The organism is Roseovarius sp. Pro17 (genome assembly GCF_035599575.1).
Taxonomy (GTDB): domain Bacteria; phylum Pseudomonadota; class Alphaproteobacteria; order Rhodobacterales; family Rhodobacteraceae; genus Roseovarius.
Genome location: NZ_CP141179.1, coordinates 1,376,120 through 1,388,343, shown reverse-complemented (window position 1 = coordinate 1,388,343; position 12,224 = coordinate 1,376,120). Strand labels below are relative to the sequence as shown.

General features: G+C 62.9%; 13 protein-coding genes. 5 read left to right on the top strand and 8 right to left on the bottom strand.

Annotation, left to right across the window (positions count from 1 at the left end; translation table 11 throughout):
* Positions 1–81: 81 nt before the first annotated feature.
* The 7 genes from U3654_RS06740 to pyrH all read right to left on the bottom strand — a co-directional run bounded on the left by U3654_RS06740 (position 82) and on the right by pyrH (position 5,807).
* Positions 82–207 carry a hypothetical protein gene (locus U3654_RS06740; protein ID WP_324754573.1) on the bottom strand — a complete coding sequence of 42 codons (126 nt, stop codon included), beginning with the start codon at positions 205–207 and terminating at the stop codon, positions 82–84.
* 186 nt (positions 208–393) lie between these two features.
* Entirely contained in the window at positions 394–1,740 is a 1,347-nt protein-coding gene (rseP, locus tag U3654_RS06735; protein ID WP_324754572.1) for an RIP metalloprotease RseP, read from the bottom strand.
* 47 nt (positions 1,741–1,787) lie between these two features.
* Positions 1,788–2,942, bottom strand: a complete 1,155-nt coding sequence (gene dxr / locus U3654_RS06730; RefSeq protein ID WP_324754571.1) for a 1-deoxy-D-xylulose-5-phosphate reductoisomerase — start codon at positions 2,940–2,942, stop codon at positions 1,788–1,790.
* Positions 2,939–3,721 carry a phosphatidate cytidylyltransferase gene (locus tag U3654_RS06725; RefSeq protein WP_324754570.1) on the bottom strand — a complete coding sequence of 261 codons (783 nt, stop codon included), beginning with the start codon at positions 3,719–3,721 and terminating at the stop codon, positions 2,939–2,941. Before U3654_RS06725 ends, dxr begins: the two co-directional genes overlap by 4 nt.
* Positions 3,718–4,479: a polyprenyl diphosphate synthase gene (uppS, locus tag U3654_RS06720; protein WP_416384565.1), complete on the bottom strand. Its 762-nt coding sequence runs from the start codon at positions 4,477–4,479 to the stop codon at positions 3,718–3,720. Before uppS ends, U3654_RS06725 begins: the two co-directional genes overlap by 4 nt.
* A complete protein-coding gene (gene frr / locus U3654_RS06715; protein WP_324754569.1) occupies positions 4,479–5,045 on the bottom strand; it encodes a ribosome recycling factor in 567 nt (188 codons plus the stop codon). The genes uppS and frr overlap by 1 nt, the downstream gene beginning before the upstream one ends.
* A gap of 30 nt (positions 5,046–5,075) precedes the next feature.
* A complete protein-coding gene (gene pyrH / locus U3654_RS06710; RefSeq protein WP_324754568.1) occupies positions 5,076–5,807 on the bottom strand; it encodes a UMP kinase in 732 nt (243 codons plus the stop codon).
* Positions 5,808–5,965: 158 nt separating this feature from the next.
* On the opposite strand from pyrH, the gene miaA reads away from it, so the two are divergent.
* Both miaA and U3654_RS06700 read left to right on the top strand, forming a co-directional pair.
* Entirely contained in the window at positions 5,966–6,841 is an 876-nt protein-coding gene (gene miaA / locus U3654_RS06705; protein ID WP_324754567.1) for a tRNA (adenosine(37)-N6)-dimethylallyltransferase MiaA, read from the top strand.
* A 93-nt stretch (positions 6,842–6,934) separates the two neighbouring features.
* Positions 6,935–7,723 carry an AraC family transcriptional regulator gene (locus tag U3654_RS06700; RefSeq protein ID WP_324754566.1) on the top strand — a complete coding sequence of 263 codons (789 nt, stop codon included), beginning with the start codon at positions 6,935–6,937 and terminating at the stop codon, positions 7,721–7,723.
* 7 nt (positions 7,724–7,730) lie between these two features.
* On the opposite strand, the gene U3654_RS06695 is transcribed toward U3654_RS06700, so the two are convergent.
* Positions 7,731–8,315: a lytic transglycosylase domain-containing protein gene (locus U3654_RS06695; protein WP_324754565.1), complete on the bottom strand. Its 585-nt coding sequence runs from the start codon at positions 8,313–8,315 to the stop codon at positions 7,731–7,733.
* A gap of 192 nt (positions 8,316–8,507) precedes the next feature.
* On the opposite strand from U3654_RS06695, the gene U3654_RS06690 reads away from it, so the two are divergent.
* The 3 genes from U3654_RS06690 (at position 8,508) to typA (ending at position 11,898) form a co-directional block, all read left to right on the top strand.
* Positions 8,508–9,044, top strand: a complete 537-nt coding sequence (locus U3654_RS06690) for a single-stranded DNA-binding protein (protein ID WP_324754564.1) — start codon at positions 8,508–8,510, stop codon at positions 9,042–9,044.
* 47 nt (positions 9,045–9,091) lie between these two features.
* Complete coding sequence (locus U3654_RS06685) at positions 9,092–9,970, top strand: GNAT family N-acetyltransferase (protein WP_324754563.1); 879 nt, start codon at positions 9,092–9,094, stop codon at positions 9,968–9,970.
* A 107-nt stretch (positions 9,971–10,077) separates the two neighbouring features.
* Entirely contained in the window at positions 10,078–11,898 is a 1,821-nt protein-coding gene (typA, locus tag U3654_RS06680) for a translational GTPase TypA (RefSeq protein ID WP_324754562.1), read from the top strand.
* Positions 11,899–12,224: the final 326 nt, after the last annotated feature.

Genomic DNA, 12,224 nt, shown 5'->3' with positions numbered 1-12,224 from the left:
CTTGTCAAAATGCCAATTGCGTCGCGTGAAGTTGGGCGGCGAAGGTTGCAATTTCGCCCCTAGCAGATGTCGCGCCTGCGCTCAGACCGAGCCTAGATAAGCAGCTGCAAAAAGGGCGGCGATCAGCGCGCCGGGCATAAGGAAGCGGTCGAAATTGAGGTCAATAAAGAGGCCGAAGCCTTTGTATCCGCCGGTGATGTGCTGCATCGGTCTGCTCCTCGCGTTGACAAGCGCGCCACGATCAGGCGGCGCTTTGACACGTGGTATGACGGTCCATTGTGGCGCAACCCGGCACCTGAATGTGTCGAAATAAAGGCAATTCGGCTATTTCGCCGTGTGCGGCGCGAACAAGCGCCCTAGCGGTGCGCAACCTTATCTGGTGACCACCTGCAGTCAGGGACACCAGATATCGTTGAACAGCGCGAACAGCATCAGGCTGAGGATCAGCACCAAGCCGATCGTCATCATCACCCGCAGCGCGCCGTCGCTGGGCGGTTTGCCGAACGCCGCTTCATAGGCATAAAACACCAAATGGCCGCCATCCAAAACTGGGATCGGGAACAGGTTCAAAAGGCCCACGGCGGTTGACAGAACCGCAATGAACCAGATGAAATCATCAATGCCCTGCGACGCCATAGCACCCGACGCCTGAGCGATTCCCAAGGGGCCGGACATGTTGCAACTGCTGATCGCGCCCGTCACCATGTAATATAGCCCCGAGAGCGAGCCTGCCGCGACCGCATAGGTCTGGCTTACGCCGGTGCCAAGGGCGGCGAGCGGACCCATACGCTCGGTTCCCGGCTCGAATGCCCAGCCCCCTGCAATGCCGATGCGCCAGGCAGTGGCAAAACCGCCGTCTTCTTGCGGCTCGTCCATGCGGCGAGGAGTGAGGTCCAGCGCCAGCATCTCGCCCGCGCGCCAGACATCCAGAGCCAGCGTCCTGCCGTTGGATGCCTCGACGATATCCTTGAGTTGGGTAAAGGACGAAATCGGCGCACCGTCGACTGACGTTATCACATCGCCCGGCTTCATCCCCGCACGGTAGGCTGCCGATTGCGGCGCCAGCTGCGTGACGATGGGGGGCAGCGGGTGCGGCCCCGGCACCAGTTCTTCGGTGCCACTACGACGGATGCGATACTCCATCAACTGCTCGTCCGGCAGCGCAGAAGAAAACGTGTCAAACGATCCGCGATCCTCGTATCCGGGCACCTGCGCGCCCGCGACGTCCAGCACAGTGTCGCCGGGCTGCAACATAATCCCCTCGGCAGGCAGCGGTTTCAGTGCGCCGATTTGCAACGGCTCGGCCATCTTGCCTTGCACCATCAGAACGCCTGCGAAAATCAGGATCGACAGCGCAAAATTGAAAATCGGCCCTGCCGCGACTGTCGCCGTGCGTGCCCAGAGCGGGGCGCCATGCATGGTCTGGCGCAGCCGCTCGGGCGGGGTTGCGGCCATAGCGGCGGCGTCCTTACCGCTGGCGGCGTCCGCATCGCCGAGGAACTTGACGTAACCGCCAAAGGGCAGCGCGGCCAACTGCCACCGCGTGCCGTGCCGGTCCACCTTTGAGAACAGAACCGGGCCAAAACCTAGCGAGAATACCTCAGCCTTGATCCCCGACCAGCGCCCGACGATGTAGTGCCCGTATTCGTGGATCGCCACGATCACCGACAAGGCGACGACAAAGGCGAGTGCGACGCTGACAAAGCTGCCGAATTGCGGGATGAGCGCGGAAATATCCAAGTGATGTCCTATTCTGTCGGATGCAAGGCCCGGCCCCGAACGCGCCCTCAGGCGACGACGAGGCTGTCCATGTGTTGTCGTGTAAGGTGGTCCCAGCGGCCCACGCTTTCAAGCGTGATCTCGCCCGCTGCACCGCCGCCGATTTCGTCCAGCGTGCGCGCGACCAGCACGCTCATGCGGGTAAACCCGATATGACCTGCGATAAAGTGATCCAGCGCGCGTTCCTTGGCGGCGTTAAAGACCGCACCGGAATGCCCGCCGGTCGCCATCACCTGCCGCGCAAGGTCCAGCGCGGGGTAGCGCGCCGGGTCAGGCTGCGCAAAGTCGAGCGTGCCGATAGCCGCAAGGTCCAACCGCGCCACCGGCAGTGCGCGCCGGTCCGGCCAGTTCAGCGCATAGCCGATGGCATGGCGCATGTCCGGCGGGCCGACATGCGCCATCAGCGCCCCGTCGACAAAGCCGACCAGCGCGTGAACGGTCGATTGCGGATGCACCAACACCTCGATGCAATCCGGCTTCAGCCCGAAAAATTCGTGGGCCTCGATGACCTCCAGCGCTTTGTTAAACATCGACGCACTATCAATGGTGATGCGTTGACCCATGTCCCAGTTGGGGTGTTGCGACGCCTCGGCGACGGTGACGTGCTCCAGATCGCTGAGGGGGCGGTCCCGGAACGCGCCGCCCGAGGCGGTGATGACGACGCGCTCGATCGCCGCGCGGTCCTCGCCCACCAACGCCTGAAATATTGCCGAATGTTCGCTGTCCACCGGCAGGATGCGCGCGCCATGCGCGGCGGCGGTGGCCAGCATCAGCGGCCCCGCCGCGACCAGCGATTCCTTGTTTGCCAGCGCCAGCGTGCCGCCCTGTCGCAAGGCGGTCAGTCCCGGCGCCAACCCAGCAACGCCGACGATGGCGGACATGATCCAGTCGGCGGGCAATGTCGCCGCCTCTATCAACGCGGCCTCGCCCGCTGCCGCGCGGATGCCGCTACCCTCCAAGGCGCTGCGCAAATCATCCAGTCGCGCCGGATCAGCGGTCACCGCCAGTTCGGCGCGCATTTCGCGGGCGTCTGCCGCCAATTGCGCGATGTTCTGCCCGCCGCTAAGCGCGACCACCTGAAATTCGCCCGGAACCCGGCGGATCAGATCAAGCGTGTTCTGCCCGATTGAGCCGGTCGCACCCAGAATACTGACACGCCTCATGAAATCCCCGGGACCAGCCCGAACAGCCACAGCCCGCCGGTCAAAAGGGTCGCGCCCAGCATCGCGTCGAACCGGTCCAGCACACCGCCATGCCCGGGGATCAGGTTCGAGCTGTCCTTGACGCCGACGCGCCGCTTGATCCAGCTCTCCCAAATGTCACCGGCCTGGCCCGCGATGGACAAGAGCACTGACAGAACCATCAGCCCTGCCCCTGCGCCCAAGAAGATGCCAAAGGCGATGCCGACGATACCCGCCGCCAGCCAGCCTGCGATTGTGCCGCTCCACGTCTTTTTGGGGCTAATCGCGGGCCAGAATTTTGGCCCGCCGAGGGCCCGGCCCGCCATGTAACCCGCCACGTCGGTCGCCACGACGACGCAGACGACCCACAGCAGCCATGCCGTGCCGGCGTCAATTCTCAGCAGGATTGTCGTGTGGCAGGCCAGCAGGATGGCCGCAGCGTATGCACCGAACAGCACCCGACGCTCGGAAATCTGCCATGCACCAAAGCACGCCACCGCGATCAAACCCGGCACGGCCAGCCACACGGGCAGCGCCCATGCCAGCGCCAGCGCCAATGCGGCTATCACGCCCATGCCCGGCGCCCAAGCGCGCCCGCCCAGCATCCGCGAGAGTTCCCAAACCATGGCCCCGGCGAGGGCCCAGATCGCCAGCATAAAGGCCGCGCCGCCCAGCCACAGCAGCACAATTCCGAGCGCAATCATGACGCCTGCCGAAATCAGGCGAACATTCAAATCGCCCCAACGTTCCTTGCCGCTCATGCCCGCGTCCCTCCGTAGCGCCGATCGCGCACCCCGTAGGCCGACACGATCCCGGCGAAAATCTCCTTGGTAAAGTCGGGCCAGAGCGTGTCGACGAATTCGTATTCCGCATAGGCCGACTGCCACAGAAGAAAGTTCGACACGCGCGCCTCTCCCGAAGTGCGAATAACGAGGTCTGGATCTGGTAAAACCCTTGTATCCAAGTACCTTGTCAAAGTTTCTTCATCCACATCATCGGGGCTAAGCCTGCCCGCAGCGACATCGTGTGCCAGATCCTTGATCGCGCGGCTCACCTCGTCGCGGCTACCGTAGTTCAGCGCAATGGTCAGGTGGATACGCTCGTTATGTTCCGTCATGCCCTCAAGTTCGTCCATCAGGGCGATCAGCTTGGCATCCAGCCGCACACGGTCGCCAATGAAACGCACGCGCACACCCTCGTCGAGCAGCGCGCGCGCCTCTTTGGCGATGTAGCGGCGAAAGAGGCTCATGAGGCCGGCGACCTCAGTCTGCGTGCGCTTCCAGTTCTCGGTCGAAAAGGCAAAGACGGTCAGATACTTGACCCCGAGTTCGGGGCAGGCATCGACGATCTCGCGCACACGCTTGGCCCCGGCGTGATGGCCGAAAAGGCGCGGACGTCCACGCGCCTGCGCCCAACGGCCATTGCCATCCATGATCACGGCCACATGGCGCGGGCCCTGATGCACCTCGGGGGTGGGTCTGCCCGCCCCGGCGCCGGTTTTGCCCTTGCGCCCGAACATCAGACTTGCATGATCTCCGCTTGTTTGGTTTCCAGCGTGTCGTCGACACGAGTGATAAAGCGATTGGTCAAATCCTGCACCTCGGTTTCCCAGAATTTCTGGTCGTCCTCGGACATGCCCCCGTCGTTTTTGGCCTTCTTGATCTGGTCCATACCGTCGCGGCGCACGTTGCGCACGGCGACGCGGGCGTGCTCGGCATAATTCGAGGCGACCTTGGTCAGATCGCGGCGGCGCTCTTCGTTCAATTCGGGAATGGGTAGCATGATGATCGTGCCATTCATCTGCGGATTGATGCCAAGGCCACTATTGCGAATGGCCTTTTCGACCTTGTTGACAAGGCTTTTGTCCCAGACGTTGATCGTGACCATGCGCGGCTCGGGCACGTTGACGGTGCCTACCTGATTGATCGGCGTGGGCGTACCATAGGCGTCGACCATCACCGGTTCCAGCATCGAGGCGCTGGCGCGGCCGGTGCGCAGCGATGCAAATTCGGTCCTGAGCGAGGCGATCGCCCCTTCCATGCGCCGTTCCAGATCGGCGGTGTCGATTTCTATATCGTCAGCCATGATGATGTATCCTTTTGCGGTCTCGCGCCTTTAGGCGTGAACAGTGGTATAGGTGCCTTCTCCGGCAAGGATTCCCTTGAATCCTCCCGGCTCGTCGAGGCTGAATACGATGATCGGCAGGTTGTTGTCGCGCGCCAGTGCTATGGCGCTGGCATCCATGACTTTCAGATGCTTGGTCAGCACATCGTCATAGCTGATGCGATCATAGCGCACGGCGTCGGGATTGGTCATCGGATCCTTGTCATAGACGCCGTCCACCTTGGTACCCTTAAAGATCGCCTCGCAGGCCATTTCATTGGCGCGCAGCGTCGCGGCGGTATCTGTGGTGAAGTAGGGATTGCCCGTACCCGCGGCAAAGATGCAAATCCGCTTTTTCTCTAGATGGCGCACGGCGCGGCGACGGATATATGGCTCGGCCACTTCGTCCATGCGGATGGCGGAGATGACGCGGCAGAATGCGCCCAACTCTTCCAGTGCACTCTGCATCGCCAGCGCATTCATGACGGTCGCCAGCATACCCATGTAGTCAGCTGTCGTGCGCTCCATCCCCTGCGCGCTGCCTTGCAGCCCGCGAAATATATTGCCGCCGCCGATCACCATGCAGATCTCGACGCCCATGTCGTGCACCACTTTTACTTCGCGCGCGATGCGTTCGACCGTGGGCGGGTGCAGGCCATAGGCCTGATCGCCCATCAACGCCTCCCCCGAGATTTTCAGCATAACGCGCCGAAAGGTCGCCTTGGGGGTGTCGCTGTCCGGCATGGGGTGGCTCCTAAGCGGTCTGGTAAGGTCTCTGGCGCGCAAAATGTCGCATATGGCGGCATAGTTCAATCGCTTAAAGAGCGGTCTTGTCCGGCGGTGGCCGCAAAACGCCGCGCAAGGCCTCGCCAGCCGCGTATTGCCACGATAGAAGCGACGCCATGCTGGAGCATCTGGACATATCTGCGCACGCGCCTGTGCTGATCGCCGGGCCGACCGCGTCAGGGAAATCCGCGCTGGCGCTGGAGATCGCGCAGCGGTTCGGCGGGGCGATCATCAATGCCGATTCCATGCAGGTTTACGCCGGATGGCGCATCCTTACCGCGCGGCCCTCGCCCGAGGATGAGGCACGTGTACCCCACATGCTATATGGTCATATCCCTCAGGATGCCGACTATTCGGTGGGACACTGGCTGCGCGAGGTGGTCCCCCTGCTAACGGATGCGCCACGCCCGATCATCGTCGGCGGCACGGGGCTGTATTTCACCGCGTTGACCGAAGGTTTGGCCGAAATCCCACCGATTCCCGCCTCTGTGCGGGCTGAAGGCGACGCGCTGCGCACCGGCGGCGGTCTGGACCAAATGATCAACGCGCTGGACGATGCCACGCGCACCCGCACAGATCTGCGCAACCCGATGCGCGTGCAGCGCGCGTGGGAGGTGCAGCGCGCCACGGGCCAAGGTCTGGCCAAATGGCAAGGCGCCACACCGCCGCCCCTGCTGCCACTGGCACGCTGTCACGCATTGCTGCTGGATGCGGATCGCGACTGGCTGAATGCACGCATTGCGGCGCGGCTGGATGCGATGATGGACGCGGGCGCGCTGGACGAGGTGCGCGCAAATCTGGCGCACGGCCATGCCGAGCATCCCAGCGCCAAGGCCATCGGCGCACCCGAGCTGGCGGCACATCTGCGCGGAGAGCTGAACAGGGGCCAAGCCCTGGACGCCGCCACGATAGCCACGCGACAATTCGCCAAGCGTCAGCGCACTTGGTTTCGCGCGCGAATGAAAGGGTGGCAGCGCATAACACTGCCCTAAACCGCCGAATTTCCAATATCCGATATTTTGGCGTGTCTATCGCGCCCGTTGCGCGATAAACTTGGACCATACTGACATGGACCGAGGCCCTCGATGACTGATGCCCCCCAGCTTATGACCTTGGCGCAATGGTCGCACGGCGCACCTTGGCGGCTAAGCCTGCCGCACAGCCAGCCGCGCCATGCGTTGATCTGGGTGACGCGCGGTCAGGCCCGCGCCACGGTCGGCGGGCTGCGGCGCGGGGTGGGCGCGCATAATGCGCTGACCGTTCCCGCCGACACGCTATTCTCGCTGGATATCGGCCCCGCCTGTTATGGACAGGTCTGCCTGATCGCGCCCGGCGGCCCTGCCCTGATGCCGGATATGCCCGAGCATCTGCGCATCCGCGAGGTGCAACAACAGGCCGAACTGACATCCCTGCTGGACGCCATGACCCGCGAATCAGCCCAAGGCCGCCCGTTTGCCGATGAGGCCAGTCAGGCGCTGGCCATCCTCATAACCGTCTGGCTGCGCCGCGCTCTGATCGGTCAGGAAGCTGCGCCGCGCCCCACAGCCGCGCAGCGTCTGGTCATGGCCTACGCCGCGCTGATCGAACAAAACCACGCCCAGGGTCAGCCGATGGCCGCCTACGCCCGCGATCTGGGGGTGACGCCCACGCATCTTACGCGCAGCTGCAAGGCCTGCTGCGGGATGACTGCCGCCGATCTGCTGGTGCAGCGCACGCTGCATGCCGCGCGCGAAATGCTGGAGGATGGCAATGACGCGATCCGCCATGTGGCGGCGCAGTTGGGATTCGGCAGCGCCGCTTATTTTTCGCGCTTCATCACGCAGCACACAAGGCTCAGCCCGTCCGAGCTGCGCAAGCGGGCACGCAAGGAATGACGCAGCCTCAGCTGCCCCAGATCACGCGCACGTAGTTGGTGGTTTCTTTGTAGGGCGGCACATCACCGTATTTTTCGACCGCCGCAGGCCCGGCATTATATGCCGCCAGCGCCAGCCGCCACGACCCAAACGCGCGGTACTGCATTGCGAGGTAACGCGCCCCACCCTCAAGGTTTTGGCGGGGGTCATGCGGATCGACGCGCAGAACAGCGGCCGTACCCGGCATCAGTTGTGCCAGCCCGATCGCGCCCTTGTGCGACAGCGCCGCCGCCTTCCAACCGCTTTCTTGCTGGATAAGGCGCAGGAACAGATCCTCGGGGATCGAATGCTTGTGCGCGGCGGCCTTGGCCATCTTTAGAAACTCGCCGCGATACCTGCCGGTATAGGCCTTGGCCGTGCCCCATTTGGTCGGGGTGTTGATCTTGGCCGGCTGCAACCGCACAGACGCCTTATATTGAGACGCAGCCCGGTTATCCAGCACACTTGTTTGCGATTTAAAGACGTTACCACGGCTTTTGGTCGACAGAACGTCGGCGTGACCCATCTGGGCAAGCGCGCAAAATGCGAATGCCGTGCCAAGAAATATCTTCATGCTGAAATCTCTTTTCTGTCCCCGTTCCAATCCGGTTAACCGATTCCGCCGCCAATTTCCACCCTTTCGCGCCTGACTGCTACTTTGCGCCGGATTGCCAACCGGTGCCGCCCGTCGATTTTAGGCTGGCATTAACCCCGTTCAGGTGATGTAACACATAGTCAAATTCCAAGCCCTATCAGGAGGACGCGCATGGCCGGGTCGGTTAACAAAGTTATTCTCATCGGCAATCTGGGACGTGATCCCGAGGTCCGCACGTTCCAGAACGGCGGCAAGGTCTGCAACCTGCGCATCGCCACCTCAGAAAACTGGAAGGACAAAAGCACTGGCGAGCGTCGTGAAAAGACCGAATGGCATTCGGTCGCAATCTTCAACGAAGGTCTGGTACGCATCGCCGAGCAATATCTGCGCAAGGGCTCCAAGGTCTATATCGAGGGCCAGCTTCAAACCCGAAAATGGCAGGACCAGTCCGGGGCGGACCGCTATTCGACCGAAGTGGTGCTTCAGGGGTTTAACGGCACGCTGACCATGCTCGACGGGCGTAGCGAAGGTGGCGGCGGAGGTGGCGGTGGCGGCGGTGACTACTCCGGCGGCGATAGCGGCGGTGGCTATGGCGGGCCGTCCGATGGCGGCGGGTCCAGTGGCGGGTCCGGCGGCGGTGGCGGTGGCGGTGGCGGTGGCGGCGGCAGCGCCCCATCACGCGACTTCGACGATGAGATCCCGTTCTGATCGAGACTTAACGATATATTAGGCATGGGCGCGGCTAAGTGGCGCCCATGCAGATCGACTTTACCAACCCCAGTCTTGCGGATAACCTGCCTGGCACCCCCCTACAGCAAAGCGGTACCTACGCCGCTGTCCTGCGCAGCTTTGGCTGCGAGACGGCAGTGGCGCAGGTAAGCGATGATGGCGCATTGATCGGGCGGGCGCGTATCCACGCGCGCCGGATCGGGCCGCTGCGCATCGCGTGGCTGCCGCGCGGGCCGGTATGGAGTGATAGCGTCACTTCCGATCAGAAGCGCCGCGCCCTGACCGCCCTGCCCCGCGCAGCGCCTTGGCGCGCGCTCTGGGCAATAGGTGGCGATGCAGCCCAGCTGCGCAGCGGACTGCCCGTCGCCAGAGGCCTGCAAATCGGCGAACTGGACCTCACCCCTTGCGAGGATGCCCGCCGCGCCGCGCAGCATGGCAAGTGGCGCAATCGGCTGGTCCGGGCCGAGGCTGCCGGGCTGACCGTCACCGCGCGCCCGCTCGACATGACCATGGACGCACCATTGCTGGCTCAGGAAGTGGCGCAACGGCGGATCCGTCGATATGGCGCGCTACCGCAGGTTTTTATCGAACGCTGGGCCGAAACAGCATCAGACAGCACTCTTATGCTGACCGCGAGCGAGGCAGGAACGCCGATAGCCTTTATGCTGATGCTGCTCCACGCGCCCACCGCCACCTATCATATCGGCTGGACCGGCCAGCGCGGACGCGCGCTAAACGCACACACGCTGCTGATGTGGCGCGCTGCCGGGCATCTGGCGCAATCGGGCTACACGCAGTTGGACCTTGGCCGCGTTGACTGCGCCCGCACCCCCGGCATCGCCCGGTTCAAGATGGGTGCCGGTGCCGCCCTGCGCGATCTGGGTCCAACAGCGCTACGCTTGTAACAAGAAGCCCGTGACACTAGTCTATATCCGCCCGCGCGCCTGTTTTCTCTGGTCAATCGGGTGCGCAGCCTATAGGGCGCGTGAAAAAACCCCAAGGATTGACCCGAATGGACCTTCGCAATATCGCGATCATCGCCCACGTTGACCACGGCAAGACGACTCTGGTGGACGAGCTGCTGAAACAATCTGGTGCCTTCCGCGCAAATCAGGCCGTGGACGAGCGCGCGATGGACAGCAACGATCTGGAGCGCGAGCGCGGCATCACCATCTTTGCCAAACCGACATCGGTCGAGTGGAAAGGCCTGCGCATCAACATCGTCGACACGCCCGGCCACGCCGATTTCGGTGGCGAGGTCGAGCGTATCCTTAGCATGGTCGATGGCGTCGTCCTGCTGGTCGACGCCGCCGAAGGCCCGATGCCGCAGACCAAGTTCGTGACGTCCAAGGCGCTCGCCCTCGGCCTGCGTCCGATCGTGGTGCTGAACAAGGTCGACAAGCCTGATGCCGAACCGGATCGCGCGCTTAACGAATGTTTCGACCTTTTTAGCAACCTCGACGCCGATGACGACCAGCTGGATTTCCCGCATATGTATGCATCCGGCCGCTCTGGCTGGGCCGATCACGAGCTGGACGGCCCCCGCAAGGATCTGAGCGCACTGTTCGAATTGATCGTGAATCACGTTCCCGCCCCCAAGCAGATCAAGCGACAGGGTGAGGATTTCCGAATGCTCGCCACCACGCTCGGCGCCGATCCCTTTGTAGGCCGCCTACTGACCGGCCGCGTGGAATCGGGCAAGCTGAAGGTCGGCGCGACCGTGCAGGCCCTCAGCCGCATCGGCCAGAAGATCGAGCAATTCCGCGTCACCCGTATTCAGGCCTTCCGTGGCCTCGCCAGCCAAGACATCGACGAGGCGCAGGCCGGTGATATCGTCAGCCTTGCCGGCATGTCCAAGGCGACAGTCGCCGACACGATCTGCGCGCTTGCCGTGGACGAGCCGCTTGAGGCACGTCCCATCGACCCGCCCACGATCACAGTGACCTTCGGTATCAACGACAGCCCGCTGGCAGGCCGTGACGGCAAAAAAGTGCAAAGCCGCGTCATCCGCGACCGCCTGATGAAAGAGGCCGAATCGAACGTCGCTATCAAGATTTCCGACACCCCCGGCGGCGAGGCCTTCGAGGTGGCAGGCCGTGGCGAATTGCAGATGGGCGTACTGATCGAGAATATGCGCCGCGAGGGATTCGAGCTGAGCATTTCGCGCCCGCAGGTCGTTATGCGCGAGGGCCCGAATGGCGAACGGCTGGAGCCGATCGAAGAGGTCACGATTGACGTCGACGACGAATATTCCGGCGCCGTGATCGAGAAACTGACCGGCATCCGCAAAGGCGAACTGACCGAGATGAAAGCCGCGGGCGCAGGCAAGACCCGCATCATCGCGCACATCCCGTCACGCGGCCTCATCGGCTATCATGGCGAATTCCTGACCGATACGCGTGGCACCGGCGTGCTGAACCGCGTCTTTCACAGCTGGGCACCCCACAAAGGATCGATTCCGGGGCGCCGGGCTGGCGTGCTGATCTCGATGGAGAATGGCGAATCGGTCGCCTATGCGCTGTGGAACCTTGAGGATCGCGGCCGCATGTTCATCGGTCCGCAGGCCAAGATCTATACCGGTATGATCATCGGCGAGCATAGCCGCGAGAACGATCTCGAGGTGAACCCGCTCAAGGGCAAGAAGCTGACCAACGTGCGCGCCTCCGGCACAGACGAGGCAGTGCGCCTGACGACACCCATCGAGATGAGTCTGGAACAGGCCATCGCCTATATCGACGATGACGAGTTGGTCGAGGTCACGCCCAACGCCATCCGCCTGCGCAAACGGCATCTGGATCCGACCGAGCGTAAGCGCGCGTCAAAAAGCGCCTGACTGTAAGAGGCATAACGGCCAAACTTCTTCTGAAATGGCGATGGTGCCCAAAGCAATGACTTTGGCGTACCATCCGTCATGGCCGCGCATCGCATTTTAGGTAGCCCCCGCCGCCTCCGTCCGTGAGCATGGCGCACAAAGAGCGAGAAACCGTGATTTGCACACTCGAGCCGCGGATAAGTAGTAGATATTTGGGGCAATCAGTCAGGTAGGTGCGATACGTTCGTGCGAGCGTCTGCAAACGCGTTATACGCGCACCGATCTAGGCGATCCGCCCTTTCTGCGTGTGGCAGTGAGGCAATACAGAAAAAGATTGAAAAGAAACG

Coding starts and splice junctions, on each gene's coding strand:
- miaA (WP_324754567.1), top strand. CDS start 5,966: ATGCTGGAGCATCTGGACATATCTGCGCACGCGCCTGTGCTGATCGCC.
- uppS (WP_416384565.1), bottom strand. CDS start 4,479: ATGTTCGGGCGCAAGGGCAAAACCGGCGCCGGGGCGGGCAGACCCACC.
- dxr (WP_324754571.1), bottom strand. CDS start 2,942: ATGAGGCGTGTCAGTATTCTGGGTGCGACCGGCTCAATCGGGCAGAAC.
- U3654_RS06690 (WP_324754564.1), top strand. CDS start 8,508: ATGGCCGGGTCGGTTAACAAAGTTATTCTCATCGGCAATCTGGGACGT.
- typA (WP_324754562.1), top strand. CDS start 10,078: ATGGACCTTCGCAATATCGCGATCATCGCCCACGTTGACCACGGCAAG.
- U3654_RS06695 (WP_324754565.1), bottom strand. CDS start 8,315: ATGAAGATATTTCTTGGCACGGCATTCGCATTTTGCGCGCTTGCCCAG.
- U3654_RS06685 (WP_324754563.1), top strand. CDS start 9,092: ATGCAGATCGACTTTACCAACCCCAGTCTTGCGGATAACCTGCCTGGC.
- U3654_RS06700 (WP_324754566.1), top strand. CDS start 6,935: ATGACTGATGCCCCCCAGCTTATGACCTTGGCGCAATGGTCGCACGGC.
- U3654_RS06725 (WP_324754570.1), bottom strand. CDS start 3,721: ATGAGCGGCAAGGAACGTTGGGGCGATTTGAATGTTCGCCTGATTTCG.
- pyrH (WP_324754568.1), bottom strand. CDS start 5,807: ATGCCGGACAGCGACACCCCCAAGGCGACCTTTCGGCGCGTTATGCTG.
- U3654_RS06740 (WP_324754573.1), bottom strand. CDS start 207: ATGCAGCACATCACCGGCGGATACAAAGGCTTCGGCCTCTTTATTGAC.
- frr (WP_324754569.1), bottom strand. CDS start 5,045: ATGGCTGACGATATAGAAATCGACACCGCCGATCTGGAACGGCGCATG.